The 26,313-nt window shown below is 62.1% G+C and carries 22 protein-coding genes; 13 read left to right on the top strand and 9 right to left on the bottom strand.

Annotated features, from left to right (window positions below; all coding sequences use genetic code 11):
* The first annotated feature begins 150 nt into the window (after positions 1-150).
* The 6 genes from NMAG_RS11955 (at position 151) to NMAG_RS11930 (ending at position 7,130) form a co-directional block, all read left to right on the top strand.
* Positions 151-1,212, top strand: coding sequence for an ABC transporter permease (locus tag NMAG_RS11955; RefSeq protein WP_004215345.1), 1,062 nt, complete (start codon positions 151-153; stop codon positions 1,210-1,212).
* Entirely contained in the window at positions 1,213-2,922 is a 1,710-nt protein-coding gene (locus NMAG_RS11950) for an ABC transporter permease (protein WP_004215346.1), read from the top strand.
* A complete protein-coding gene (locus NMAG_RS11945; protein WP_012996682.1) occupies positions 2,922-4,346 on the top strand; it encodes an ABC transporter ATP-binding protein in 1,425 nt (474 codons plus the stop codon). Before NMAG_RS11950 ends, NMAG_RS11945 begins: the two co-directional genes overlap by 1 nt.
* A complete protein-coding gene (locus NMAG_RS11940; protein WP_004215350.1) occupies positions 4,346-5,743 on the top strand; it encodes an ABC transporter ATP-binding protein in 1,398 nt (465 codons plus the stop codon). Before NMAG_RS11945 ends, NMAG_RS11940 begins: the two co-directional genes overlap by 1 nt.
* A 261-nt stretch (positions 5,744-6,004) precedes the next feature.
* Positions 6,005-6,448 carry a DUF7555 family protein gene (locus NMAG_RS11935; RefSeq protein ID WP_004215351.1) on the top strand — a complete coding sequence of 148 codons (444 nt, stop codon included), beginning with the start codon at positions 6,005-6,007 and terminating at the stop codon, positions 6,446-6,448.
* 133 nt (positions 6,449-6,581) lie between these two features.
* On the top strand, positions 6,582-7,130 hold the full coding sequence (locus tag NMAG_RS11930) for a DUF7529 family protein (protein ID WP_004215352.1): 549 nt from the start codon (positions 6,582-6,584) through the stop codon (positions 7,128-7,130).
* A 219-nt stretch (positions 7,131-7,349) separates the two neighbouring features.
* On the opposite strand, the gene hpt is transcribed toward NMAG_RS11930, so the two are convergent.
* The 4 genes from hpt to NMAG_RS11910 form a co-directional block, all read right to left on the bottom strand.
* On the bottom strand, positions 7,350-7,919 hold the full coding sequence (gene hpt / locus NMAG_RS11925) for a hypoxanthine/guanine phosphoribosyltransferase (RefSeq protein ID WP_004215353.1): 570 nt from the start codon (positions 7,917-7,919) through the stop codon (positions 7,350-7,352).
* 97 nt (positions 7,920-8,016) lie between these two features.
* A complete protein-coding gene (locus tag NMAG_RS11920) occupies positions 8,017-8,799 on the bottom strand; it encodes a DUF7344 domain-containing protein (RefSeq protein WP_004215354.1) in 783 nt (260 codons plus the stop codon).
* A gap of 123 nt (positions 8,800-8,922) precedes the next feature.
* Positions 8,923-10,080 carry a bifunctional phosphopantothenoylcysteine decarboxylase/phosphopantothenate--cysteine ligase CoaBC gene (coaBC, locus tag NMAG_RS11915; RefSeq protein ID WP_004215355.1) on the bottom strand — a complete coding sequence of 386 codons (1,158 nt, stop codon included), beginning with the start codon at positions 10,078-10,080 and terminating at the stop codon, positions 8,923-8,925.
* Between the two features lie 143 nt (positions 10,081-10,223).
* Positions 10,224-10,961, bottom strand: coding sequence for an NAD(P)/FAD-dependent oxidoreductase (locus tag NMAG_RS11910; protein WP_004215356.1), 738 nt, complete (start codon positions 10,959-10,961; stop codon positions 10,224-10,226).
* A gap of 71 nt (positions 10,962-11,032) precedes the next feature.
* Here NMAG_RS11910 and NMAG_RS11905 point away from each other — a divergent pair, with 71 nt between their 5' ends.
* Entirely contained in the window at positions 11,033-11,593 is a 561-nt protein-coding gene (locus NMAG_RS11905) for an SRPBCC family protein (RefSeq protein WP_004215357.1), read from the top strand.
* Between the two features lie 209 nt (positions 11,594-11,802).
* Positions 11,803-13,140, top strand: coding sequence for a Trk system potassium transporter TrkA (gene trkA, locus NMAG_RS11900; RefSeq protein WP_004215358.1), 1,338 nt, complete (start codon positions 11,803-11,805; stop codon positions 13,138-13,140).
* Positions 13,141-13,298: 158 nt separating this feature from the next.
* Here the strand turns inward: trkA and NMAG_RS11895 are convergent, their stop codons facing one another.
* Entirely contained in the window at positions 13,299-14,378 is a 1,080-nt protein-coding gene (locus tag NMAG_RS11895; RefSeq protein WP_004215359.1) for a M42 family metallopeptidase, read from the bottom strand.
* A 159-nt stretch (positions 14,379-14,537) separates the two neighbouring features.
* On the opposite strand from NMAG_RS11895, the gene NMAG_RS11890 reads away from it, so the two are divergent.
* The 3 genes from NMAG_RS11890 to NMAG_RS11880 all read left to right on the top strand — a co-directional run bounded on the left by NMAG_RS11890 (position 14,538) and on the right by NMAG_RS11880 (position 17,234).
* Positions 14,538-15,704, top strand: a complete 1,167-nt coding sequence (locus NMAG_RS11890) for a thiolase domain-containing protein (RefSeq protein WP_004215360.1) — start codon at positions 14,538-14,540, stop codon at positions 15,702-15,704.
* On the top strand, positions 15,704-16,108 hold the full coding sequence (locus NMAG_RS11885; protein ID WP_004215362.1) for a Zn-ribbon domain-containing OB-fold protein: 405 nt from the start codon (positions 15,704-15,706) through the stop codon (positions 16,106-16,108). Before NMAG_RS11890 ends, NMAG_RS11885 begins: the two co-directional genes overlap by 1 nt.
* Before the next feature lie 271 nt (positions 16,109-16,379).
* A complete protein-coding gene (locus NMAG_RS11880) occupies positions 16,380-17,234 on the top strand; it encodes an NAD+ synthase (RefSeq protein WP_012996681.1) in 855 nt (284 codons plus the stop codon).
* 78 nt (positions 17,235-17,312) lie between these two features.
* Here the strand turns inward: NMAG_RS11880 and NMAG_RS11875 are convergent, their stop codons facing one another.
* The 4 genes from NMAG_RS11875 to NMAG_RS11860 form a co-directional block, all read right to left on the bottom strand.
* Positions 17,313-18,335 carry an alpha/beta fold hydrolase gene (locus tag NMAG_RS11875; RefSeq protein ID WP_004215371.1) on the bottom strand — a complete coding sequence of 341 codons (1,023 nt, stop codon included), beginning with the start codon at positions 18,333-18,335 and terminating at the stop codon, positions 17,313-17,315.
* Between the two features lie 111 nt (positions 18,336-18,446).
* A complete protein-coding gene (meaB, locus tag NMAG_RS11870; RefSeq protein ID WP_004215372.1) occupies positions 18,447-19,574 on the bottom strand; it encodes a methylmalonyl Co-A mutase-associated GTPase MeaB in 1,128 nt (375 codons plus the stop codon).
* Positions 19,571-20,029, bottom strand: a complete 459-nt coding sequence (locus NMAG_RS11865; RefSeq protein WP_004215373.1) for a cobalamin B12-binding domain-containing protein — start codon at positions 20,027-20,029, stop codon at positions 19,571-19,573. Before NMAG_RS11865 ends, meaB begins: the two co-directional genes overlap by 4 nt.
* A 201-nt stretch (positions 20,030-20,230) precedes the next feature.
* Positions 20,231-24,637 carry a S8 family serine peptidase gene (locus NMAG_RS11860; RefSeq protein WP_237076783.1) on the bottom strand — a complete coding sequence of 1,469 codons (4,407 nt, stop codon included), beginning with the start codon at positions 24,635-24,637 and terminating at the stop codon, positions 20,231-20,233.
* 447 nt (positions 24,638-25,084) lie between these two features.
* Here NMAG_RS11860 and NMAG_RS11855 point away from each other — a divergent pair, with 447 nt between their 5' ends.
* Both NMAG_RS11855 and NMAG_RS11850 read left to right on the top strand, forming a co-directional pair.
* Positions 25,085-25,759, top strand: coding sequence for an HD domain-containing protein (locus NMAG_RS11855; RefSeq protein WP_004215374.1), 675 nt, complete (start codon positions 25,085-25,087; stop codon positions 25,757-25,759).
* Between the two features lie 277 nt (positions 25,760-26,036).
* A complete protein-coding gene (locus NMAG_RS11850) occupies positions 26,037-26,309 on the top strand; it encodes a hypothetical protein (protein ID WP_004215376.1) in 273 nt (90 codons plus the stop codon).
* Positions 26,310-26,313 lie beyond the last annotated feature (4 nt).

The raw sequence follows: 26,313 nt of genomic DNA, 5'->3' as shown, positions 1-26,313 counted from the left end.
CAGATTCCGCACAGACGTAGTCCGGGAGTTCTCCCTCTCCCGCACAACTGCGCGCGCGTTCAACGACAATAGGGAGGTTTATAATCAAGGAATGCTCGAACAACCTATAGTACGAGATATGATGCAGATGTTGCAGACGGGTGATCATTCGTGAGTCGCTGGCGGTACTTCTTCCGCCGGCTGCTCCTGTCGGTCCCTGTCGTTCTCTTCGGGCTCACGATTACGTTCGTCATCGTACGAATGGGCCCTATCGACCCTGTCGCCGCCATTGTTGGTCCTGAAGGGGGAGGCGCAAGTCGCGGACGTATCGAAGAACGACTCGGTTTGAACGAACCGCTCTGGCAACAGTATATCAACTTCATGGTTGATATGCTGACGTTCAACCTCGGCCAGTCCTGGGTCATTCAGCCAGGCAGGAGTGTCGAAAGCCTGCTGACGACCTACGCACCACGGACACTCTGGCTCGGGTTCTGGTCGGTTCTGATCGCAATCTTCATCGGGATTCCGCTCGGCTTCTACGCCGGTCTGAACCCGAACACGAAGAGTGACTACCTCGCATCGTTCGGCGGTATCGTCTGGCGCGCAATGCCAAACTTCTGGCTCGCGATCATCATCCTGGCCGTCCTCCGCCAGTCCGAACGGTTCTTCTTCGGACTCAACTGGCAGTCACTTGGTGTCAGTAGTAATCTCATCGGGCAACCGCCACTCGATTTCATCGCGTTCACCGACTGGATGACGATCGGAATCGTGAGTATCCCGATCGGGGTGTACTTCTCGTTCGAAACACTCATGGCATCGATCAAGCAGGTCTTGCCTGCTGCGATCGTGCTCGGTTCGGCCGCGATGGGGAACGAGATGCGAATCGGCCGAACGGCAGTTCTCGAAACGATTAATTCGAATTACGTCGAGACGGCGAAAGCCAAGGGACTTCGTAACCGCGTCATCGTCTGGAAGCACGTCTTCCGGAACGCGCTGGTTCCGCTCGTCCCGATTATCACGAACGAAGCGTTCATTTTGATCGGCGGCTCGGTCATTGTCGAAGTCATCTTCGGCATCAACGGCCTCGGCTACCTGTTCTTCCAGGCAGCCATCCAGGGTGACCTCCCGCTGGTCGGATCGCTAATGTTCGTCTTCATCATCCTGATCGTCTCGATAAACATCCTCCAGGACTTCCTCTACACCGTTCTGGATCCACGCGTGGGGTACGAATAGATGAGCATGAACGAATTCGACGACAAGACGCTTCGAGAACGAATCACCGAAAACCCACAACCGGCGCTTGCCTGGTTGGCTGGTGCGCTCGTGTTGGTCGTCCTCGAGTTGGGGCGACTCGCATCCGGGCTCGTGCAAGTCGGCGAGACCACCCGGTTTGCACTCGGCGGGATCGCATCGGTCCCGGGATCGGTCGAAGAATCCGTTGCGAGTTCACTCGGTGAGATTGCAGGGCTTGTCGCGTTCGGCCTCACGGTGCTCGTGTTGCTCGGTATCGCAGCCATCCTCGTCAAGTGGCTGTTGATCCCGTGGACGCTAGTCGACCGCCTCGGTATCGAGGCAAGTACCGGTGTCAAAGACGTTGTTGAACGCGCCATCGTCACCGGGCTACTCGTCGTTGCCACGGCGCTCGTCGTGCTGACGCCAGTCGGTGGCGTCCTCGAGATGGCCGTGAGCGTACTGACCCGCGGTGTCGAATGGGTTGGCTCGCTCCCAACGATTACGAGCCGTGAACTCATCCCGAACGAAGGATACCAGCAGCCTGATGGGAGCTGGGAAGGAACCTTCCTCGGTCTCTCACCTGCAGTTGCGTGGGCGCTCCGTGTCGCTGTCGTCTACGCGTACGCACTTGTCTGGCTGGCCTGGCTCTGGCGCGGCTACGAAACCTTCCGCGAACACTACCGTGAGGCTGACTGGACGCCTCGCGACGACAGTATCGACCGCCTCCGGAACCACTACTGGGGGATGTTCGGTCTCGTCGTCGTCATCATATTCCTCGTGATGGCGCTGTGGGCGCCGGCAGTGAGCCCGGCAACAGCGGACGCAAACCTGTACCAGCCGTACGAGCACGAGTTCGAGTATTACGGCGACGATGGGCTCGAATCGATCACCCACGGTGAGGCAAACTCCGATAGCCGCTCCCAGGGTGGTGACAACAACGTCGGCCTGATGAGCTACGACGACTACGACCGGTTCCATCCGTTCGGGACAAATACGGACGGGAAGGATCTCTTTACCTTCCTGGCGTATGGAGCGCAGGTCTCGCTCGTCATCGGATTGCTCGCAACCGTCCTGATGGCGGTCATCGCGACGGCACTCGCGCTCATCACGGCCTACTACAAGGGCGTCGCCGACCTGGTGACCATCGTGGCCAGTGACTCGATTATCTCCTTACCACGATTCTTACTGGTCCTGTTGCTCTCCGTGCTGTTCATGCAGGCCAACCACCCGGTCGCAGAGATATACGACGGCGGCTTACTACTGGCGTTAATCTTCGCCGGGACCGGCTGGCCACTCCTGTGGCGGTCGGTCCGTGGTCCGGCACTCCAGGTCTCCGAACAGGAGTGGATCGATGCCGCAAAGAGCTACGGTCAGAGTCCGGCAGCAACCATGCGAAAGCACATGGCGCCGTACATTGCCGGCTACATGCTCATCTACGCCTCGCTGTCGCTCGGCGGGGTCATCATCGGCGTCGCTGCACTCTCGTTCCTCGGCTTCGGTGTGCAGGCACCGACGCCCGAGTGGGGACGTGCAGTCTACGAGGGCCAGTCCTACATCGCGACGTCCTCGTGGCACATCGCGACCCTGCCAGGGATCCTCGTCGTGTTGCTCGTCACCGGATTCAACGCACTTGGTGACGGCATTCGCGACGCAATCGACCCACAGAGTGACGCCGGTGACACTGCCGGCGCCGCCGGAGGTGGTGGATAATGTCTATGGAATCTGACTCTCCAAGCACATCTACAGCGACCACGACAGCCGAATCGACGACGACGGCCGGGAACGCGGCCCACGAAGAGCCGATCCTCACCGTCAGAAACCTCCAGACCTCCTTTTTCACGGACAAGGAGGTCATCCGCGCGGTCGACGGCGTGAGCTTCGACATTCGACCCGGCGAAACCGTCGGCATCGTCGGTGAGAGTGGCTCTGGGAAAAGCGTCACCGCTCGCTCGATCATGGGGCTCGTCGACTCGCCTGGCCGGATTATGCCCGGAAGCAGCATTCGCTTCAAGCATCTCGAAACACTCCAGGCGTTCGCCACGGAGTTCGCGGATCGAACCGTCAGCCTCGACGACCTCGAGACAGAACACGACCCTGCCTCGCTGTTCGACCACCCCGACGTCGACGCAACGCCGAGTACGTTCGGCTACGACGACCGCGAGGAGGCAACGATCGCAGATTTCGTCGGTGCCTACGGCGACGTACTCGAGTTCGTCGGCGCCGACGACTGTGTCTTTGTCGAGGGTGGCGGTCCGAACGATCCGGAGTCGATCACCGGCGGGTTCGTCGAACTCACCCGTTGTACGGGTGAGATCCAGCGGGCGATGCGCGGTGGCCGAATCGCGATGGTCTTCCAGGATCCGCTGACGAGTCTCAACCCGGTCTATACAGTCGGGAACCAGATCAAGGAGACGCTGCGGCTACACCAGGATCTGTCGGGACAGGAGGCGACCAAGGAAGCGATGAACCTGCTCGAGGCGGTTGGGATTCCGGACGCGCGCCGGCGCGTAACGGAGTATCCCCACCAGTTCTCCGGCGGGATGCGCCAGCGTGCGGTTATCGCGATGGCGCTGGCCTGTGACCCTGACCTGCTGATCTGTGACGAGCCGACGACGGCGCTCGACGTGACGATTCAGGCCCAGATTCTGGATCTGCTGCGAGAGCTTCAGGAAGAGCGCGACCTTGGGATCATGTTCATCACCCACGACATGGGTGTCATCGCCGAGGTGACCCACCGTGTGAACGTCATGTACGCCGGTGAAGTCGTCGAGACGGCGGGGGTCCACTCGCTGTTCGACGATCCGAAACACCCCTACACGCAGGGGCTACTCGAGTCCATCCCGGGTCGCCAGAGTGGCGACCGGCTACAGACGATCGAAGGGAACGTGCCGACGCCGAACGAGCCGGCGACGTACTGTCGGTTCGCGCCGCGGTGTCCGAAGGCGTTCGAAGAGTGTGAGGCGGTCCACCCAGATACGGTTTCGGTTGGCGATGCGCGCGAGGACGAACAGACCGCTCACACGGCTGCGTGCCTCCTCTACATTGACAAATACGTGAATAATCACGTTCGGACGGAAACGGGTGTACAGGCAGAGACACAGACAGACGCCAACACGACCGGAGGTGACAACTGATGAGCCAGAACGCAATCGAAGCAAGCGCAACTGAAACGGAGCCACAGGCAGGGTCGTCCCAGGACGAGGACGTCATGGTTGAGGTTCGTGACCTGCGGACCTACTACGAAGGTGACGGTCTCTTCGGTGGCACACCCGTCAAGGCCGTCGACGGCGTCAGCTTCGATATCAAGCGTGGCGAAACGCTTGGCCTGGTCGGTGAGTCTGGCTGCGGGAAGAGTACGCTCGGGCGAACGCTCATCCAACTCGAGTCCGCAACGGGCGGAGAGATCCGATTCGACGGCACGGACATCACGACGCTGTCGGGAGCGGAACTCAAAGAGTGGCGTCGGAACGCTCAGATGGTGTTCCAGGACCCTGACTCGAGTCTCAACGACCGGATGACCATCGGGGAGATCGTCCGCGAACCGCTCGACGTACACGACTGGAAGACGCCGCGCGAGCGCCGCCAGCACGTCAAAGAGTTGCTCGACACGGTCGGTCTCCAGCGCGAGCACTACTATCGCTACCCCCACCAGTTCTCCGGCGGGCAGCGCCAGCGAATCGGTATCGCGCGAACGCTGACACTCGAACCGGAGTTCATCGTCCTCGACGAACCAGTCTCGGCGCTCGACGTGAGTGTGCAGGCCGAGGTTATCAACCTGCTCGAGGACCTGCAGACGGAGTTCGGGCTGACTTACCTCTTCATCGCCCACGACCTCTCGGTTGTGCGCCACATCTGTGATCGTGTGGCTGTGATGTATCTCGGAAACATCATGGAGATCGGTCCGGCAGAGGAACTGTTCACCAATCCGGCCAATCCATACACGCACTCGCTGCTGTCTGCTATTCCGGAGCCAGATCCATCGGCCCACAAGGATCGGATCACGCTTCACGGCACGCCGCCTAGCCCGCGGTTCCCGCCCGAGGGCTGTCCGTTCAGCACGCGCTGTCCGGCTCGTATCCGGCCACCCGAGTACGAAGACCTGGACAACGATCTCTGGGTCCAGCTCGATACACTCCGTGAGGTGTTGCGCGAGCGCGACCGCGCGGAGAAATCGGTTACAGACCGGATCCGCGAACTGCTGGGCAAGGAGCCACGGTTCGGAACGATCGAAGGGATCTACGGCGAACTGTTCGATGATCACGATGTTCCGGCCGAGGTTCAGGACATCCTCGACGAAACTGCAGACCTCGCGCGCAACGAGGGCGAAGTCGCTGCACTCGAGCGCCTCGGCGAGGAGTTCGGCAGCATTTGTGAGGGCTACGGGCCGGAACAGGACCGATCCGAAGACGAGCCGGTACCCCCGGAGTATTACACCGTCAGCCCCACGGGACGGCGGAGCCTCTGCCATCGCCACGACCCGAAGAGCGAGCACAAGGAACCGGATCAGGTACTCGACGAACGCCATCGGTGAGAGGCGGTTTCGGTTGACAGGGATTCACTGAAGGAAGGGACGACAGGAACTGGAGGTGGCAACTACGGATGACCACCCAGTTGAGGTGTCCAGTTCTGTCCAGACGAATCCGACTCAACCCGACCCGACCTGACCCAGCCCAACCCGACCCAACCCAGCACACCAACTCAAACCACCACAAAAGCAGCCCGATCGAAGTCCATTTCTGCTCGCTCTGACTACCATCCAGTACGCCGACCCACGAACCCACCGCCGATTACGATGACTGCAGAACACCACCGGAGTTCGCTCCACGTCCGACTGTCCGTCTGGATCGATGCCCTCACCTACGCCAGCGCCGTCGCCGCGATCGCGACGATCACGGCGCTGCTCCTCGGTCTCGTCACCGGTGGTGGCCCCTCACAGGCGAAGCTCACCCTCTTTTTCGTCGGCTTCCTCCTGTTGGGGTACGCGACAGTCCGACTCTGGCCGTCAACGCCGGGCGATCTGGACTCGAGTACCGAGCTGGCTGGCGTCGAGGGTGATTCGATCCCGGAGACGGCGGACAAGACGCGGTTTCAGGCGTTCGTCCAGCAGTTACCGCCGCTTCGGTGGGTGCAGTCACCGCCACCGGAAGCGCGGATGCGGGCGCCAGGAAAGCTGTTGCTCGGGAGCATTACCATCTTGCTCGTTTCGTTTCTGATGGAGGCAGTGTTCGGGATCTGATCGGTCGAGGCTGCGTCTGACGCTGTGCAGAGAATGTGTCTCGACTGGCGTCTGTAACCGCGATACTGGTCGATGAGTTCGGTAGCGAACTAGCGTGAAAAGAGTTATCCGGCTACTGTGCCCACCCCTTCGTATGGCACGGATTGGGAACGACGACAGTGCTGAACGAGTCGAACGGGTCAGCACGACCGCAATCAAAGACGCCTGGGCGCAGACGACTGAAGAGCTGGAGATACTGGCCGAACAGCGTCGCGAACAGGGATGGGATACCGTCGCAATTCCAGCGATCCAGACGGCTGCAGTCAGCCGCGATGCCGGCCCGAAACACAACGAGCGCTTTGGTATCGTCTTCGTCGTTCCGGATAACCACGCAGATGCGTTCTCTGATGCGTTCGATCGTGGCGAGTTCCCCCGATTCGAAGCATACCGGAACGAGGTGAGCGGTGCGGTCTTCCTCGTCGTCGAGTATCTCGATCCCGAGAGCGAGACGGCAATTTTACTCGCCGGACAGTACGAACGACGCCACGTCGCGGGGATGCTCGCCGCGACCGAAGACGAGGGAGTACTCTTTACGCACGCAAAAACGCTCAACGGGACGGTTCTCGGCTCGTTCGAACACAAAGACTATGCCCCGCTGGTTCCGGAGACGGTCGGGTCGGTCAGCGGGAACAACACAGAGTAGGCACTCGAGTCACTGCACGCGTTACACGTTACGGAACACCCAATCTCGTCCGGCTGACAGCAGGTTGGGGGGAGGATACTGCTGAGTGATGTGGTGCAGGGACGGCAAAAATCGGTGGTTTCTGCTTGGACTGCGACTGTGCAGTCATGGTCGTCTCATCTCGACCGTCTCGAGTACGACGACGTTTCCAATCACCAGAACGGGCTGGGCTGGAACTGTTCAGGAGTCGCCGTGTTCGTCGACAATAACGACCTCACCGTCGACGACATCGACGTTGATGAGCGTCTTGACGTCGTAGCCGGCGTCGTCGACCTTGTTCTCGCCGCCGACTTTCTTGATGACGGCGACGGTGTCGATAACTTCCGCGCCGATGCCGTCGAGGGCCTCGAGGACTGAGGCGAGCGTGCCACCGGTCGAGAGGACGTCGTCGAGGACGAGGACGCGCTCGCCCGCACGCACGTCGTTGATGTACATCTCGTTCTCCGAGTAGCCGGTCTGCTGGGAAATGGCGACCTCGTCTTCGAGCCCGTACTTGCGCTTGCGGATAACGGTTAGCGGGATGTCGGTCATCAGCGAAACGGCGGTCGAAATGTGAATCCCCATCGCAGCCGGGGTGACGATCCGGTCGACATCCTGCAGTTCAGCCTTGCGGATGATTCGGATGACGATTTCACGAAGGAGCGTCGGGTCGAGTTTCGGGAGACCGTCGCTGATCGGGTGAACGAAGTAGTGGTAGCCGTTTTTCTCGATGATCGGCGCGTCGAGGAGCGACTGCTGTAACTGATCCATGTCGTGGGTGGGACGGAAGCGGAGTAAAAGTTGACGATACGTGCGGGCAGTGAGTCGATGTGACGAGGTGGCCTCACGGAGCGCAGTTGCCGTCTGATCAGTCACCCGGACCGTAGCTCAGTTCTGGCGGCTGTTCGCCGTGGCCGAGTCGCATGTGTCGCTCGTGGTAGATGTGGACGACCGCAGTGAGCGTCACGACGACGGAGAGAAGCCCCATCCAGGCCAGATTTGACATCATGGTCAGCGGGTAGATCTCGAGCCAGAGCGCTGCGACCAGCGCGGAGCTGATCGCCCCGAGCGAGAGGTACAGTTCCCGCCAGGCGAACTCGCGGCCGGGGACGATCTCGAGATAGACACTGATATCCCGTGTCCGGTCGGTCGGTCGGATCACGCCCTGATCGGAGTCGAAGTGAAGAATGCCAACCTCGTCCATCTTCGGCAGGTGGGTCTGCTGGAGAGTCGTGTACACGCGCTTTCGCTGGGCTGGCGTGACGCCGTCGAGTGTCGTGTCGTACTCCCAGGCTGCCAGTTGCTGAGCGAGGTCACCGAGTTCAACGGGACGCCCGTCCTGTTTGAGGAAGTGGAGTACGTACCGTCGACGCTGGTTACGAAGTACCTCGAATACGTCACCTTTCGAGAGCGGTGCCGGCTCCTCCTCTTCTTCTTCCTCCTCGTTCTCCGCTTTCTCTTCATCTTCCTCCTCGGCAGCCAGTGTGCCGGCCGTCTCCTCGGAATCCGCATCACTCCCACTGTTCGTGTCGGCAACTGCCCCCGTGCTTCCATCGCTTTCCGTCGTCTCCGTTGCAGCCGCTTTGCTACGTGCATGGGACTGCGACGCTGTTTTCCGTTCAATACTATCGTTTCGTTGTTTCTGCGCCACTCCGAATCACCTCAATCCCCGTCCATTGCCGAATCCAATCGGTGGTACTAATGGGTTAGTTCGATGGGATGAACGCCACCTATATAACTCTCCTGACCCGCTTTAGAACCGTCAGTCGTCGAACTAGTCTGCGAGCAGCGCGCCGATCGACGCTGCAACCTCCGCCGCGAGTGACTGTTTGGATCCCGAAAACTGTGCGACATCGCCAGCGTGGACGAGCAGGGCTCGCGTCTCGTCGTTGCCCATCACGCTTGCATCATTCGCGACGACGAACGCAAGCCCCGTTCGATCGAGCATCTCTCGGGCTTTGGCGATCATCTGGTCGTCCTCTCCCGACGTTTCAGTCTTGAAGCCAACGATCGGGAGGTCGGGATTGGCCGCCCGCACCTCGTCGATCAGTTTCGGAGTGGACTCGAGTGCAAGCGTCAGTTCCTGACCCGACCGGATCTTCTCGTCGCTCGTTTCGACGGTGTAGTCGCTGATTGCAGCGGCGGAGACGAGCGCATCTGCCTCGACACAGGCTTCTTGTGTCGCGGTAAACATCTCCTCGGCGCTCTCGACCGCCTGAACGTCGGCGTAGGGGACGTTCGGCCCGTCGTGGACCAGTGTCACGTCCGCACCGCGGACGTAGCAGGCGGCGGCGACCGCGCGGCCCATCTTCCCCGACGACCGGTTCGTCAGGACGCGAACTGGGTCGATCGACTCGGTCGTCGCACCGCTCGTGACGACGACGTGCTCGCCAGAGAGTGGCCGTTCGCCTGCCGCGCGCGCGACATCACAGACGATTGCCTCCTCGCTCGCGATTTTTGCCTTCCCTTCCTCGATTCGCGGATCGACGAAGTCAACACCCCACTCGGAGACTGTGTCGATGGCGTCCAGGACGCCGGGGTGGTCGTACATCGGTTCGTGCATCGCCGGAGCGATGACGACTGGTGTGTCAGCGCCGAGCGCGGTCGTCGCGCACGTCGTGACCGGCGTGTCGTCGACTGCACCGGCGATCTTCCCGACTGTGTTGGCTGTCGCCGGCGCGATCAGGAACACGTCGGCCCAACCGTCGTAGCCACAGAGGTCGACGTGCTCGACGCTGCCCGTGATCTCGGTGACCACGTCGTTGTCCGTGGCAAACTCCACGGCCCAGGGGTGGATGATCCCCTGAGCACTGCCGGTCATCACGCCGCGAACGGTGGCACCGCGTCGTCGCAACTCGTGAGCCAGTTCGACCGTCTTGACGGCCGCGATCGAGCCCGTGACCCCGAGTGCGACGTTGACTCCCTCGAGCATTCGTCTGGTCTTCTCACGGGAGTGTGTTAAGCGTAGCGAGGTCGCGGTTGCTGGTTGCTGGTTGTTGGTTGCGGATCACAGATTGGCCATTGCGTCGTCGTCGAGGGAGACCTGCTCGGGACCACGCCCAGACTACCGGTTGACTACTCCTGCTCGACGCTCGGATGCATCGTCGGCTGTTCGTCGAGTGGCTCCGCGAACGCCTCGAGCATCGTTTCACGGGCACGTTCGTCGCGTGCGCGCCGCTCCTCATCGTCGATCTCCGCACAGCCTGGTGGCACCTCCCGGTCACGTCCAGTGAAGTAGCCCTCGGGGACGACCCAATCGTGGTAGAAGTTGACCTCGGAGTCGTGGATTACAGCGAGTCCGACCTTCGCACCGTGGCCGGCCGCAACGATCGTCTGATGTGGTTCGCCGGCGAGTCGCCCCGCGGCGTAGACGCCATCCACGGCCGTCCGCCCGGCGTCGTCGGCCGCCACAAAGTGTTTGCTCCCGCGCTGGGTTCGGCCAACGTCGAGGGGAACGAGATAGTCACTATCGGACCAGGACGCCGCGACGATGCGCCGCGCTTCGATCGGTTCGCCGCCCTCGGTCTCGAGTACGAACCCTTCGTCGGAGTCGGTCTCGTCTCGCAGGTCGGCGCTCGTCACGAGTCCGAGTTCGAACGCTGCGCCAGCGGTTCGGGCCTGCTCGCGGGCCAGTTGCAGGTACCGGCGGGCGTCGACGCCGTCCGGAAACCCGGGGTAGTTCTCGAGACTCGCGTTTCGGGCGAGAATGGACTCGCCGCCGTCGATGACGAGCGTATCCATCCCTGCGCGTGCGGTGAAGATCGATGCGGCGAGGCCAGCGACGCCGCCGCCGATGATACAGACGTCTCGCATGTCCCTGCGTTCGGAGGCCCGCGTATAGAAGTTGTTTGTCGGCCGCCGAGTGGAGGCCTCGACCGAACCTGATGGGAATCCTTACAGTGAAACCGCTCATACTCCTCGCCGTGGACAGAATTCTCCTCAGCACCGTTGCGTACCGCCCACCCGAGGAGGTCTTTCCGTACGTGCGATCCTTTTCCGACTACCCTCGCTACACGGAACACCTGACCGACGTCCGCGCACACGGCAACGGCAGCGTCGGTACGGTCTACGACCTGCGGCTCTCCTGGTGGAAACTCAACTACACCGCCCGCTCGAAGGTGACCGGGATCGAGGCACCACAGTCACTCGAGTGGCACCTGCAGAACAACCTCGATGCACGCGGAGAGTGGCGGGTCGAGGCGGAGCCGTCGGCTGCGCCGCCGGGAGAGGAGACGGCGAGTCGGATTTATTTCGAGGCAGTGTACGATCCCCACTCGGCGGATCCGAGCGCGATTTCGCTGCCACGGTTCGTTTCGCTCAACTGGGTGATCGGGAAGGTCAAACCGCGGTTACTCGACGAGGCCCAGGAAGTCGTCAGGCGGCTGGTGGCGGATATCGAGGGTGAGCCGCGAGAGGTGGAGTTGACGATTCACGAGTTGCCGTGAGAGCGGTGTGCGGAGAGCAGAGAGCAGTGTGCGGAGAGCAGTGAGTACAGAGCAGTGTGCGGAGTGCAGAGAGTACAGAGCAGTGTGCGGAGAGAAGAGAGCACAGTGTGTGCTGTCCAGACACACCGGTTCCGGCCTGTGGGCGGTCCATATTTGCCGGCAACTCATTCTTGCGTCTCGTTCCCGTACTACGAACTGGTGAGTAACGGATGCGAATCATCGTCGTCGGTGCCGGTGAAGTCGGATCGAACATCGCGGGCAACCTCGACGATGACCACGAAGTCGTCGTCATCGACACGGACGAGGACCGCGTCGACGCGATCACCTACGAGTGCGACGTCATGGCACTCGAGGGCGACGGGACCTCGGGCGCGGTACTCGAGGAGGCCGGCATCGAGGTGGCGGATCTCGTCATCGCGAGTACCGACGACGACGAGACAAATATCGTCGTCTGCGGGGCGGCCAAAACCGTCGACGATCCGTTCACCATCGCGCGCGTGAAGAAGACCGATCTCCTGCGGACCTGGGAGCGAACGGAGGAGGCCTTCGGCGTCGACGTGATGGTCTGTACCGACCTCTACACCGCCGAGACGATCGTCGATATCGTCAACCTGCCGGGTGCACGGGATGTCGGCAGTTTCGCGAACGGAGTCGTCCAAATGGCCGAGTTTGGTATCGACGCGGACAGTCCGATCGTCGGCGAGACCGTCTCCGAGGCCGACCGCTTCGAGTCGCTGACGTTCGCGGCACTCATCCGCGAAGACGAGGTCGTTATTCCGAGCGGTGAGACAGTCATCGAAGACGGGGACGAACTGGTCGTTATCGGCTCCGCCGAGAGCACTCGCGAGTTCGCCGGCGAACTGACACCGCTCCCGACGGTCGAACAGGCCAGCGAGGTCGTCATCATCGGTGGCAGCGAAATTGGCTACCAGACCGCCCGTCTACTCGAGGCAGACGGACTCGAGCCACGACTCGTCGAGCGCAATCCACGTCGCGCGCGCAAACTGGCAGAACAGCTCCCAGGTACACTCGTCCTCGAGAGCGACGCGACGGATATCGACTTCCTCGTCCGCGAACACGTCGCCGACGCGGACATCGTCATCGCCGCACTCGAGAGCGACGAGAAGAATTTGCTCGTTTCCCTGCTCGCAAAGCGGATTGGTGTCGAGCGCACGCTCGGGGTCGTCGAGTACGGTGAGTACGTGGATCTCTTCGAAACCGTCGGCATGGATGTTGCGGTCAACCCGCGGCTGGTGACCGCCGAGGAAATCACGCGCTTTACCCGCGAGCAGCGAACCGAGAACCTCGCGATGTTAGACCACGACCGGGCGGAGGTTCTCGAGATCGAAGTCGGCGAGGACAGCATCCTCCTCGGGGCCAGCCTGCGCGAGGCGATGGCTGAACTCCCGGACGGCGTCGTCGTCGGTGCGATCACGCGCGACGGCGAGTTTATCACTCCGCGCGGCGAGACCGTACTCGAGACGGGCGATCACGTCGTCGTGTTCGTCGATACGATGGTGTTGGATGCGGTCGCGGCGGTACTTTGAGTGACACTGATCGGCAACGACAGAAACCGAGAAGCGAGGAGTCAGCGGGATCGCACTCAGAGACCAAGTGATGGTGCGTATCCACGGCCTGACGGCCGTGGTATTGCGTCTGCTCAGCAGATATGAGGGACAGAACCCGGTATCCCCACCGGGTGCGCCTACAACGTGTAGTCGTGCTCGCCGTCCTCGCTCGCGAGGAACGCCTCGAGCAGATCGATCGTCGACGCCACGTCCTCGACGTGGGCCGTCTCCGTCACCGTATGCAGGTATCGCGTCGGAATCGAAATCGCACCCACCGGCTTCGCACCTGCCGTATTCTGGAACCCAGCCGTGTCGGTGCCGCCTGCCGGAAGGATCTCGAGTTGAGACTCGATTCCCTCCTCGTCGGCGACCGACTGGAGTCGACGGTGGACCTTCGGATTCGTGATGACACTCGAGTCCTTGAGTTTAATCGCGGTCCCCTCCCCGAGTTTGGTGACGTGCTCTCCGTCCTCGAAGCCGGGTACGTCGTTCGCGACGGTGACGTCGAGGGCGATAGCGAGGTCGGGATCGACGTCGACGCCGAGTGCGTTTGCCCCGCGCAGGCCGACTTCCTCCTGGACGGTCGCACAGAAGTGGATCGTCACGTCGGGGGTCTCGAGTCGGCGGGCGGCTTCGAGCATCGCGAACAGGCAGATGCGGTCGTCGAGTGCCTTGCCGGTGACCGTTTCGCCGACGAGTTCGGTCGACTGGTCCATCGTCACGAGGTCGCCGGGTGAGATGCGCTCGTTGGCATCCTCGTAGGAAAGACCGACATCGACGTAGGTGTCCTCGACCTCCGGCGTCTTCTTGCGGTCTTCCTCGTCCAGTGTGTGTGGCGGCGGCGAACCGATGACGCCCGGTAGGTCGCCGTCGTCGGTGTGGATCGTAACACGCTGGGCCTTGAGAACACGTGCGTCCCAGCCGCCGAGCGGATCGAGTTCGACGAAGCCGTCCTCGCCTTCCTTCCCGCGGACGTGGCGAACCATAAAGCCGATTTCGTCCATGTGTGCAGCGACGGCAACGGAGTAGTCGGAGTCGCCCTCGAGTGTCCCGACGACGTTCCCCATCGCGTCGGTCCGGACCTCGTCGACACTGGACTCGAGTTCTGCGACGACCAGGTCGCGGATGCGGTCTTCGTATCCAGGAACACCGCTGGTCTCGGTGAGTTCTGTCAAAAGGTCGATATCGAACGGCACGGTATCGTCGGTGAGAGACATAGTCGCACGTCGGTGCGAGACTGTTATAAACGCGTGGAAAGGCGGCTGCTCGATGATTTGCTTCGGTTATTACCTCGCGTATCCGACAACAGTTTTGTCCTCGCGTCCAGTTTCGGTGCAACCGCGGAGTATTAACGGGACGACGCAGTACGAATGCGTATGAGTGGCGTACGCGTCGCCGGAACGGGGTTGACACCGTTCGGAAACGCCCCCGAACGGACGAGCAGAGACCTCTTTGCCGAAGCGACACAGACCGCGTTCGAAGAGAGCGGCGTTCCACGAGCGGACGTCGAAGCAGTGTTCTACGGAAACTTCATGGGCGAACTGGCAGAGCACCAGGGCCATCAGGGGCCGCTGATGGCCGAAGCCGCTGGCGTTCAGGCTCCAGCGACACGGTACGAATCGGCCTGCGCCTCGAGCGGGATGGCAGTTCGTGATGCCGTGATGCGCGTCCGAAACGGCGAACATGACGTTGTCCTTGTCGGTGGCGCAGAGCGAATGACCAACCTCGGCACCGCCGGCGCGACGGAAGCGCTCGCCATCGCTGCCGACGACCTCTGGGAGGTGCGAGCCGGAATGACCTTCCCCGGCGCGTACGCGCTGATGGCCCAGGCGTACTTCGAAGAGTTCGGCGGCGGCCGCGAGGACCTGGCCAACGTCGCGGTCAAGAACCACGACAACGCGCTGACCAACGAGAAGGCCCAGTACCAGACGGCAATCTCTGTCGAGGAGGCCCTCGACGCCCCGACCGTCTCGAGTCCACTCGGACTCTACGACTCGTGTCCCCTCTCGGACGGCGCGGCGGCGCTCGTCCTCACGAGCGAGGAGTACGCTGACGAACACGACCTCGACGCACCGGTTGCCATCACCGGCACCGGGCAGGGCGGCGACCGGATGGCGCTCCACGACCGCGAGCACCTCGCGCGCTCACCCGCCGCTCGTGAGGCCGGTACAGAGGCGTACGCGGACGCCGGCGTCGACGCCAGCGACGTAGACCTCGCCGAGGTCCACGACTGCTTTACGATCGCCGAAGTGCTCGCCATCGAGGCGCTCGATCTCGCCCAGATCGGCGAGGGAATCTCGGCTGCCCGCGACGGGCGGACGACCGCAGACGGCGACGTTCCGATCAACCTCTCGGGCGGGCTCAAGGCGAAGGGCCACCCGGTCGGTGCGACCGGCGCGTCACAGATTGCCGAGGTCACGAAGCTACTGGCGGGGACGCACCCGAACAGCGAGCACGTCGCAGATGCGACGACTGGTCTCGCCCACAACGCGGGTGGAACGGTCGCCAGTGCGACGGTTCACGTACTGGAGGTGATGGAGTAATGAGTAATACAGACGCAGACACAGACACCGTCCGCGACGCCGGCTTCGACGACTGGCTCGACGCCGCCGAAGACGGCGAGGCCTACTACCTCGAGTGTCCCGAGGGGCACACCTCGCTGCCGCCACGCCGGCTCTGTCCGGAATGCGGTTCGGCGGATCTCACCGAACAGCCCCTTCCTGACACCGGCGAAATCGCGACCTTCACCGTCACGCACGTCCCAACGCCCGCCTTCGAGGACGACGCACCCTACGCGACCGCCATCGTCGACTTCGGCCCGGTTCGCGTCACCGGACAGATCGTCGACCGCGATCCCGACGAGGTCGAGACCGGCCAGACGGTTGCACTCGATATTACTCGCTCGGAGACGACGGACGAGCGCGTCATCGGCTTTACGTCGGTCTGATCCGGCAGGCGGTCTGCGGGTTGTCCGCAGTCCGCAGTCCGCAGTCCGCAGTCCGCAGTCCGCAGTCCGCAGTCCGCAGTCCGCAGTCCGCAGTCCGCAGTCCGCAGTCCGCAGTCCGCAGTCCGCAGTCCGCAGTCCGCAGTCCGCAGTCCGCAGTCCGCAGTCCGCAGTCCGCAGGAGGACCAGCCCCAGTCTGTCCGCATCGTCCAGAGACGGTGCGTACGAAGGCAGACGACTTTTTCCCATAGCTACCGCTAACACGGTCGTTCACATGGCCAATCTCCACGAGCAGACTCAGGACCACATCGACCCGCTTGATCTCCGATTCGACGCCGACGAACTCGAAGCACAGGTCGATCATCTCACCAATTTCATTCGAGACCGCGTCGACGCTGCGGGTGCTAATGGGGCCGAAATCGCTCTCTCTGGTGGTATCGACAGCACGACGATGGCTTACCTGGCCGTCGAGGCACTCGGTGCTGACAACGTCCACGCGATCACGCTCCCGAAGGCAGTCAACGAAGACACAAACATGAGCGACGCCGAACGGGTCGCCGAAGAGCTTGGAATCGAGTACGACGTAATCGAGATCGACCCGATCATGGACGAGATACTCGAGCTCGCCGACGCCGAGAACCAGAACAAATCGGAGGACCGCTGGGAAGGTCGGTACGTCGGCAACACGAGCGCTCGCGTGCGGATGACGATCACGTACCTGATCGCCAACCGTGAGAATCGGATCGTGCTCGGAACCGGTAACCGCGCCGAACTCGCGACGGGGTACGTCACGAAGTACGGCGACGGTGGCGTCGACTGCAACCCGCTCGGGAACCTCTACAAACAGCAGGTGCGGCAGGTGGCGGCTCACCTCGGCGCTTCGGAAGATGTCGTCCAGAAGACGCCGACCGGCGGCATGGTCGACTACGAAAGCGACGAGGAGGAACTCGGTCTCGGCTACGACACGCTCGACGCGGTGCTCGCGCTTTCGGTCGATGGAAACCTTCCGAAGTCGGTCGTCGCACGACTCACCGACACGACGGTCGCGGACGTCTCACACGTCGAAACGATGTACGAGGAGAGCGAACACAAACGGACGCCGCCAGCCGTCCCCGACCCCCTCTTCTGAACTGCACTGGGCTAGTTTGATTTGATCTAACCTGGCCGTAATCTCCCCCCACTCTGATTCTGAAACAGGCCAGCCCGACTATCGATCGCCGATGTCGATATCTGCATCGTCCGCCCCGCCCTCGAGTAGCTCCGCCGTGAGATACGCGACGAACTCGTCGGGATGTTCGGCGTGGGGTAACTGCGTCGCGTAATCGATGACGACCAGATCGAGGTCCGCTGCTTCGGCCAGATCCCGGCCATCACGCAGCGGGACGAGTTCGGCGTCACGGCCCCAGATGAGCGTCGTCGGCACGTCGAGCGCTGCAAGTTCGGTGGCGAGATCGAACTCGTCGAGGGTATGCTCGGCATCGTGGCGCTCTTCGGATTCGACGCGCTCACTGCCAGCCCCAGGATCGAGCATCCCTGCCGCGAACGACGCCGGCGCGTACCGCGCTCCCGGCTGGTGGGCGCTACGCCAGGCGTACTCGACGGCGGACTCGTCGAGCCGGTCAGGATCGTAGTAGCCGTCGCGGTCGTAGAAGTAGCGAATCGAGGGTTTGCTGGCGAGCACGTTGAACAGCGTTGTCCCGACGACGGGAGTGCGAAGCAGACGCTGGACCCAGGGCCGCGTCGCGCCGGTGTCGTCGGTTGGACAGATCAGGACGAGTTCCGAGATATCCGCCTCGTCTGCTGCCTGCACGGCGAACGAGCCGGTGAGCGAGGATGCCGCGAGGATTGGCTCATCGGTGACGTCGTTCGCAAAGTCTCGGATGAATTCGGCGTAGAGCGTGGGCGAGTAGACCAGCGGCGGCCGGTCCGTGCGTCCGAAACCAGGGAGATCGACGGCGTAGACGTGGTACTCCTCGGCGAGTCGCTCAAAAACAGCCCTGAACTCGTGACTGCTCGCACCGGCGTGGACCCCATGGCAGAGCAACATGTCGGGGTCGTTGGGATCGCCAGCGACGGTGTAGGCGACTTCGATGCCACGCCAGCGGTGGGTTCGTTCGACACCAGTGAAGGGGTTTTCGAGGTCGCCAGCGCGGCGTTTGAGAAGGCGATTACCGACGATCGCCGCGCCGACGGTTCCAAGGGCCGTACCGAGGACTGTTCGGGCTTTCATACGAGAGAGGGTACGGCGGGAACGCTCTTAGAACTGGGGTTGTCTCACACTGTCTGGATGCCATGCAGTGGCCCCGGAGTCCGGAGTGGCACTGAGGCCGGCAGGGCCGGGTTACTGTGAATTGAGTTCCGCCTGCACAGCCTCGATCTCTGCCTCGGAGAGGCAGTCCGCGACCGGCGTCAGCACGTCGTCTGCAATCGCGTACGGGTCGGTCTCGCCCGTCCGAACCGCCTCGGCCAACTCATCGACGCCGCCGGCGGACTCGAGTTCGCTCTCGAGCAACGCATTGACGTCCTCGCGAAGGAGGGTGCGGATCTCCTCGGCGTAGCGCTGGCGGACTTTTTCGGCGTGAGTGCCGGAGTCGACGAGGAACGATTTGTGGGCGGCGAGTTCGTCGATGAAGGTGTCGACACCGGTTCCCTTCGTCGCAACGGTTTCGACGATAGGTGGTGTCCAGTCGTCGGGTTCGTCGCTGTCGGCGTCAGTGTCGGCGTCAGTGTCGGCGTCGGTGTCGGTGTCGTCGGTGCTGGTACCCCCAGCACCAGCCATCGCATCCGCACCGTGGTGACCCGACCCGCCAAAGCCGACGTCCGCCCCGATGTGGAGCATTTCCCGGAGTTCCTGGACGGTTCGGTCCGCACCGTCGCGATCGGCCTTGTTCACGACAAATACGTCTGCGATTTCGAGGATACCGGCTTTCAGCGTCTGGACGGAGTCGCCCGATCCCGGCGGGACGAGCACGGCGACGGTGTCCGCCGTGCGGACGATGTCGACCTCGTTCTGGCCCGCGCCGACGGTCTCGATGATGATCTTGTCCTTGCCGAAGGCGTCCATCGCCTTGACCGCGTCCGCAGTCGCCGTCGAGAGTCCGCCGAGCGTGCCGCGGGCGCTCATCGACCGGACGAAGACGTCCATATCGCCGATCGTCGAGGCCATCCGGATGCGGTCTCCGAGAACGGCCCCGCCGGTGAACGGTGAGGAGGGATCGATCGCGATGATCCCGACCGTTTCGCCGCGCTCGCGGTAGGTTTCGGCGAGTTTGTCCACCAGCGTCGACTTGCCCGCGCCAGGGCTGCCGGTAATTCCGATCACGTCGGCGTTACCCGTGTGCGCGTACAGTTCGGATACCAGGTTGCGGTAGCCTGGCGCACGATTCTCGATCTTCGAAATTGTTCGTGCGAGCGCACGGTGGTGCCCCTCGAGAAGGGCGTCCAAGAGATCTTGATCGTCCGCGTTCATCGCTCAGGTGCGTTCTCGCGGACGAACTCGATAGTCTCTTCGATCGAGGTCCCGGGACCGAAGATGGCGGCGACGCCCTCTTCTTTGAGTTCTGGCCGATCTTCCTCGGGGATGACGCCACCGACGAGGACGAGCGTATCCTCGCGTGCGCCGTACTCCTCGAGTCCGTCCATAATCTTCGGGACGAGGGTGTCGTGTGCGCCCGAGAGAATCGAGATGCCGAGAACGTCGACGTCCTCCTGGACTGCAGCCTGGACGATATCGTCGGGGGCCTTGTGCAGCCCCGAGTAGATGACCTCGAAGCCGGCGTCGCGGAAGGCCCGTGAAATAACGTGTGCGCCGCGGTCGTGGCCGTCGAGACCCACTTTGGCGACGAGACAGCGGATCGACCGTCCCTCGCCTTGACCGTGCGATTGTGGCTGTGACTGCGACTCCTCGTCCTGTTCGCTGCTCATACCCGTCCTTTCCGTGGCCGCATGTTTGACTTTAACGGAAGTTTCTGGAGGTTGTGTGATCGGACTGTTCAGCGTTCGTGAGAGTGGCACTGGTGGCCGTGAGAGACAGGAGGCGCTATTCAGCGTGTACACACATGCGGCGGTCGGACACAGCCAGCGTCAAAAAAGTCGGTAGGTTGTGGTGACTGCGTGACTCCGGAATCAGGCAGGAGCAGCGCCCAGCTGATTCGCGTTCGGTCCAGCGACGTCGGTCACGTCGTGGGCGATACTGGCGTCACCGTCGTCAGCAGCCTCGATCGTGATCGTCGTCGACTCGACCTCGTCAGCCGAGATACCGTGTTCGTACTCGCCCGACTCATCGTCTGCCGGAATTTCGTAGGTGAATTCGACCGTCGTCGACTCGCCGCCCTCGAGTGTGACCGTCTCGGCCAGTTCAGGCTGGTAGTCGATGACGTCAGTGCCGAAGTCAGTGCCCGGCGGGAAGTAGAACGCCGTTCGGGTGTCTTCCTGCTCGCCGGTGTTGGTGACCGTCGCGTTGACGGTGATCTCCTCACCCTGCTCGGCGGTGTCAGGTGCTGCGAGGTCGTCGACCTCGAAGTAGGTGCCGAGCGTGAGGTTCGCGGTCGTCGTCTCGCCGGTCTCAACGTCGACGAACTCGACGTTCGAGTCGTCGTAGCCATCAGCGACCGCGCGGAGCGCGTTCGTGCCGGGCGTGACGTCCTCGATTTCGTAGGAGCCGTCCTCGGCGGTCGTCACGTTGAACGCGCCGTCGTCGGCGTCAATCACGTTCGCGTCAGCGATTGGGACGCCAGCGGCGTTCGTGACGGTGCCTTCGATCGAACCGGCGGTGCGGTCGACGACGAAGTCGACATCGTCGACGTGTTCGCCGGGTGCGACGGAAACGATCTCGTCGAGTTCGTAGCCCGGTGGTGTGTCGACGACGTTGACGACGTACGTGCCTGCCGAGACGCCGTCGAGTTCGTACGAGCCGTTCTCGTCGGTCGTTGCCTCGTGGACATCGCCGTCGTCGTTCTCGGCGACGATGGTTGCGTTCTCGACTGGTGCGTCGTCGTCACTTGCCATCACGTCGCCGCTGATCGCTCCTGCAGCCTGCTCCAGGGAAACGTCGACCGTGGCGGTGTCGTTCTCGGGAACGTGGACGGCGTCAGTGTGGCTCGCGTAGCCTTCGGCGTCGACCGTGAGGTCGTGTTCGCCAGCAGGCACGTCGGCGAGACCGAACTCGCCGTCAGCGTCGGTCACGTTCGTGTACGTTTCGTTGTCGGCTTCGAGTTCGACGCTAGCGTTTTCGATCGGTTCGTCGGTAGCGTCGTCGGAGACCGTTCCCTTGACGTTCCAGTTCGCTTCGTCGCCGGTGATCGTGACCGGGGCGAAGTCCTGTTCGTCCTCGCTGGCAACGATGTGGCTTGCGTCACCCGCTTCGGTGTCCTCCGGCACGACGTCGGAGAACGTCAGGTCCTCGCTCTCGCCCGGTTCGAGGTGGACGACAGACGAGCTGTCAGCGGTTTCTGCATCTGCGGTCACGCTTCCCGTCGTGGTGAATTCGACGGAGTTCGCGAGCAACTGGTTCGCTTCCTCGGTGAAGTCCTCTTCGTCGGTGAAGAAGTCGCGTGCGGTCGCCGTGAGCAGCAGTTCGCTGCCGTCGTCGCTGACGGCAACCGACGGGCCGGCGTAGCCGTCGCCGAAGTCGGCATCCGCAAGCGTGGTACCGCTGTAGTCGTCGAACCAGCTCCCCCAGGTTGTGGTGCCGGTGAACATCTCAACCTCGTCGCCGGCGTCACCGACACCCGTGAAGATTGGGTGGTTCTGTTCGATGTCGATCGTTACCGGATCGCTCGAGGTTCCGATTCCCTCAGAGTCGCGTTCTTCGGGGTCCTCACGGACGTTATTCAGGCGGTAGATACCGTCTGCGTAGGCTTCTGCGGAGCCACCCTGGTGGGAGTCGAGATAGACCGCACTCTGGGCGCTCTCGAGTTCGTCGAGGAAGTCCTCGGCGAGTGTGTCGCTACCGAGTCGCTGGACGACGAACGTGTCGTAGTCGTCCATCTCGTCGAGCAGGTCGTCTGCGACGACCATGTCGACATCGTAGGTGTCGTTGTTGAGTCGCTCGTCGAGCACGCTGGCAACGGCGTCGCCCTGGCTCGTGTCGGCTGCGACGTCGACGACGGCAACGTCGCCGCCGCCGTCGCCGAGTTCGTAGGCGATTGTCTGTTCGTCCGACGCGTCGCCGGTGTTTTCGACGGTTGCGTTGACGCTGTAGGAGTCGCCCGGTGCGAGTTCCTCGGGCGCGTCAGTGAGGTCGACGCTGAAGAACGGTTCGAGGATGTCGATCGCGGCGGTTGCCTCGTCATCCTCGGTGAAGACACCGTGGTCGTAGGTTCCTTCAGTGACGTTCTCTGTGTCGACATCGAAGGAGACTGTCGCGTTCTCGTCGGGTTCGAGCGTGACGTTCTGTGTGTCCAGTGCGTCGCCGAGGTCGTCGAAGCGGTACTCGACGGACTGGGTGTCATCGACGTTGCCCGTGTTCGTGACGTCCGCGCTGACGGTAATCTCGTCACCGCGGTCGGCTTCATCGGGTGCGTCGAGGTTCGAGAGTTCGAAGTTCGACGCAAGGACTGTGACCGTGTCGCTCGCGTCCGCGTCCTCGGTTTCGACGGTGATAGTGTGGTCACCGCCGTCGAGGTCACCCGCGTCGAGTTCGAACGTGATCGTCGTCTCTGCTGGGTGGTCAATCGGGTCGTCGACGCCGGGTGCTGCCATGTCGACGACTTCGGTGTCGACCGGCTCATCGTCGTCGCCAAGGAAGAGGTCAACTTCCTGGACAGCACCCTCCTCACCGAGGTTTTCGAGGTCGACGGTGACGTCGAACATCTCACCATCGTCGACTTCGTCGGGCACGTCGAGTCCCGTAATGTCGATCTCACCCTCGTCGAGCATGCCCTGTACCTTCTGCTGGAGCAGGCTCAGGTCGTCCGTCGTGACCTCACCGTCGCGGTTCATGTCTGCGAGGTCCTCGGCGAACGGCTCAGGATCCATATCCTGGAGGTACTGCTGGGTTAGCTGCACGTCCTGGACCGTTACATCGCCGTCCTGGTCGACGTCACCGAGTTCGTACTCGAGTGCACCCGCAGCAACTTCGTCGACAGCGGCGTAAGCGTCGACGATGCCGTGGCCGTAGCGAACGTCCTTTTCGTCGGGTTCGCCGTCAGGCTTCCAGGCGGTCTCCTCGAGGGTCTCCTCGATTTCCTCCTGCGTGAGGTCGTCGTTGGCAGAGAGCATGAGGGCGATCACGCCGGAGACGTGCGGTGCGGACATCGACGTACCCGAAAGGTAGTCGTACTCGTCGTCTGGCATCGCGCTCAGGACGTCTTCGCCGGGTGCGGAGACGTCTGGCTTGATCCACTCGTCGGGCCACTCTGGGTCGGGGTTGTCCCAGTTGTGGGCTTCGATGGTGTTACCGCTGGAGAAGTCGGTAATATCGCCGGCTTCGTTCGAGGCACCGATGCTGAACGAGTCGTAGGTGTTCGCTGGCGAGCCGACACAGCCCTCGCCGGAGTTACCCGAGGAGGTGACCGTGACGACGTCCATGTCGTTGGCGTTCTGGATTGCGGGAATCCAGGCGTCTTCGTACACTGGACCGAAGAGGCCACAGCCAGCGCCGAAGCTCATGCTGACCACGTCGGAGTCCATCTCTTCGACGACGTACTCGAAGCCAGCGATGGTGTCGGAGTCTGCGCCCGAACCGTCCGGCAGCACGAGGCCGTGCTGCAGGTCGACGTTCGGCGCGACACCGTAGGCCGGCGTATCGTCGTCAGCCGGTGCGGCTGCACCAACCGTGCCACCGACGTGCGTGCCGTGATAGTGCGTGTCGTATGGCTCGGAGCCCTCGACTGGGTCACCGTCCTCGTCAATCTCGACCCAGCCACCTGGGTAGGTCGGGTCATCTGCATCCTCGGTGTAGAGGTCCAGATCCTGGTGATCGATGTCGAAGCCAGTGTCGAGCACTGCGACCTTCACGTTCTCTCCCTGGGTGTTAAAGTCAGCCCAGGTCTCGGAGGCGTTGACCTGATCGAGACCGTACGTGTAGTCGTCTTCGTCAGGTTCAACGGCTGGCTCGACGGATGGTTCCGGCTCCGGCACTTCGTAGTCCGGGCGGAGCTCGACCGACTGGACGCCCTCGATCGAGGCGAGTTCAGCCGTGTCGACTTCCGACGCGTCGACTTCGGCGCGAACTGCGTTCGTGATCCAGTAGTCGTTGACCACGTCCACGTTCGCCATCGTGTCGAGAGATGCCGTGACGGACGCCTGCGACGTCTCGGCGTGCTCTTGGAGTTGGGCGATCGCGCGGTCGCGATCGTCACTCAGGTCGCCCTCGTACTGATCGAGGACGATATACACTTGCTCAGTTCCGGTCGCCTCCTCAAGTTCGGGGTCGATCGTTGCTGGTGTCTCATCGTCGACTGCTTGTGTGTCGATTCCATCGGCTGCGGCCGCACTGCCTGCCAGGCCGGTGCCTGCGATCGCAACGAGCGAAAGCACCATGAGGGCCGTGAACAGGATGGCCGTCCATTGTTCTCGTCTGTCTGTCATTTGGTAGTTGTCTTTGATTGTGTTCGTTCCACCACGCACACAGCGTGTATGGCACCATTCCACTGCTTCACCTACGATATTTAGTATTTCACATCTTGTGAATACATAAGAGTCCAATAACGAACGTACTGATATAATTATTGGATATTTCTAGTTACTATTTTCAATGGAACAATCAATTGCCGTGACTGTTGTGGCTGTGTTTGTCGAGAAGTAACCGCTACGGGAATTCTTTCACCCCTACGCAGATGAAAAAAGGTAGCTGGAGAAACGGTGGAGACGAAAGAGACGCAGCGGGGGAGTACTTGTCACCAGCGAAGCGAACAGGTACTGTTCGATCACACACTCGTCTGCGAATGTGTCTCTCTCCCGAACCAAAGGCTAAAGAGCGAAACGACCGAACATTCTGTCAATGACTATCGTTCGTCTCTTGCGGAGGGATCTCTCGTGGGCGTCGAAATAAAAGAACGCAGGGTTACCGATGCAGAGTTCGAGGAGATGAAACAGTTCGTCTTCGAGTACCTCGCTGCCAGCGTCGAAAAAGAAGAGGAAGGTGGCAGGATGCGGTGGTATCCGTGGCACTCCGCCGAGTACCGACACAACCACATCCTCAACGTGGTCGAACTCGCCACCGAGATCGCCCAGCAGGAGGGCGCGGACGTCGACGTCACCCGCGTCGCCGCCCTCTTTCACGACGTGGCGAAACTCGAGACCGACCAGGAACTCCACGCCGAAGCCGGTGCCCGCGTCGCCCGTGAGTACCTAGAATCGCGCGGTGACTACCCCGAATCGTTCATCCAGCAGGTGTCTCGTGCCGTCGAACAACACTCCTATCAGGGAGACCTGAGCGACGTGGCACTCGAGACGCAGTGTCTGATCGAGGCTGATCTGCTCGACAAGGTCGGTGCGAACGGCACGGCCCTGATGTTGCTTCGGATGGGCTATGAGGCCCGAACACACATGGACTCGGACGAAATGGTCGAACGGGTCCTCGAGCGCGGCTACAATGCGGCCTCACGCGTCGAGAGTGAGACCGCCGAAGGCATCGCCCATCAGCGACTGAAGCGCGTGAAGTGGTTCAGCGAGTGGCTCGAAGACGAAATTGCCGGGATGGGCGACTGAGTCCACAGCGCACGACGGCTGCAGCCCCGGTTTCGTTGCTTCACCTGTGACACTGTCAGAGACCCTCGTAACGCCGCCCAAACCTATTGATTTTATACAATGTATTCGGTAGTATAGCGCAGTCGATGCATAGACGCGCTGTACTCACGACAGCAGTAAGCGGGCTAGGAGTGCTGGGAGCAGGGTGTAGTGCACGATCGGCGGACGCCGAGCCCGTGGCCTCGACGCCGTCGCTGTCCGAAACCTCGATAGCCAGCAGCACACGGTCGAGGTCGACATGCATCGGGACGGCGATCCGTTCGTCGCAGACACGGTTACCGTTGCGGGGCGAACAGACGAGACGCCTGGTGGGGAGACGGTTGCCGCCGTCGTCGACGGAACCGATGGCGAGCCTACAGCCTACACACTCCGAACACGGTTCGCCGACGAGCAGGAGTGGGTGACGACCTCGGTGACGAACCGACTGGACACCGACTGCACGAGCACCGAAGTACGAATCACCGAGTCCGGTACCCTCGGAACCTGGATGGGATCGATCACCGACTGTTGAGTGG

It is taken from the genome of Natrialba magadii ATCC 43099 (assembly GCF_000025625.1).
GTDB lineage: Archaea > Halobacteriota > Halobacteria > Halobacteriales > Natrialbaceae > Natrialba > Natrialba magadii.
The sequence above is the reverse complement of the archived record's forward strand: the minus strand, read 5'-3'. Positions and strand labels throughout refer to the sequence as shown.

Excerpts from the sequence above, each read along its gene's own strand:
- NMAG_RS11950 (WP_004215346.1), top strand. The coding sequence starts at position 1,213 with ATGAGCATGAACGAATTCGACGACAAGACGCTTCGAGAACGAATCACC.
- NMAG_RS11945 (WP_012996682.1), top strand. The coding sequence starts at position 2,922 with ATGTCTATGGAATCTGACTCTCCAAGCACATCTACAGCGACCACGACA.
- NMAG_RS11940 (WP_004215350.1), top strand. The coding sequence starts at position 4,346 with ATGAGCCAGAACGCAATCGAAGCAAGCGCAACTGAAACGGAGCCACAG.
- NMAG_RS11935 (WP_004215351.1), top strand. The coding sequence starts at position 6,005 with ATGACTGCAGAACACCACCGGAGTTCGCTCCACGTCCGACTGTCCGTC.
- NMAG_RS11930 (WP_004215352.1), top strand. The coding sequence starts at position 6,582 with ATGGCACGGATTGGGAACGACGACAGTGCTGAACGAGTCGAACGGGTC.
- hpt (WP_004215353.1), bottom strand. The coding sequence starts at position 7,919 with ATGGATCAGTTACAGCAGTCGCTCCTCGACGCGCCGATCATCGAGAAA.
- coaBC (WP_004215355.1), bottom strand. The coding sequence starts at position 10,080 with ATGCTCGAGGGAGTCAACGTCGCACTCGGGGTCACGGGCTCGATCGCG.
- NMAG_RS11910 (WP_004215356.1), bottom strand. The coding sequence starts at position 10,961 with ATGCGAGACGTCTGTATCATCGGCGGCGGCGTCGCTGGCCTCGCCGCA.
- NMAG_RS11905 (WP_004215357.1), top strand. The coding sequence starts at position 11,033 with ATGGGAATCCTTACAGTGAAACCGCTCATACTCCTCGCCGTGGACAGA.
- trkA (WP_004215358.1), top strand. The coding sequence starts at position 11,803 with ATGCGAATCATCGTCGTCGGTGCCGGTGAAGTCGGATCGAACATCGCG.
- NMAG_RS11895 (WP_004215359.1), bottom strand. The coding sequence starts at position 14,378 with ATGTCTCTCACCGACGATACCGTGCCGTTCGATATCGACCTTTTGACA.
- NMAG_RS11890 (WP_004215360.1), top strand. The coding sequence starts at position 14,538 with ATGAGTGGCGTACGCGTCGCCGGAACGGGGTTGACACCGTTCGGAAAC.
- NMAG_RS11885 (WP_004215362.1), top strand. The coding sequence starts at position 15,704 with ATGAGTAATACAGACGCAGACACAGACACCGTCCGCGACGCCGGCTTC.
- NMAG_RS11880 (WP_012996681.1), top strand. The coding sequence starts at position 16,380 with ATGGCCAATCTCCACGAGCAGACTCAGGACCACATCGACCCGCTTGAT.
- NMAG_RS11875 (WP_004215371.1), bottom strand. The coding sequence starts at position 18,335 with ATGAAAGCCCGAACAGTCCTCGGTACGGCCCTTGGAACCGTCGGCGCG.
- meaB (WP_004215372.1), bottom strand. The coding sequence starts at position 19,574 with ATGAACGCGGACGATCAAGATCTCTTGGACGCCCTTCTCGAGGGGCAC.
- NMAG_RS11865 (WP_004215373.1), bottom strand. The coding sequence starts at position 20,029 with ATGAGCAGCGAACAGGACGAGGAGTCGCAGTCACAGCCACAATCGCAC.
- NMAG_RS11860 (WP_237076783.1), bottom strand. The coding sequence starts at position 24,637 with ATGACAGACAGACGAGAACAATGGACGGCCATCCTGTTCACGGCCCTC.
- NMAG_RS11850 (WP_004215376.1), top strand. The coding sequence starts at position 26,037 with ATGCATCGGGACGGCGATCCGTTCGTCGCAGACACGGTTACCGTTGCG.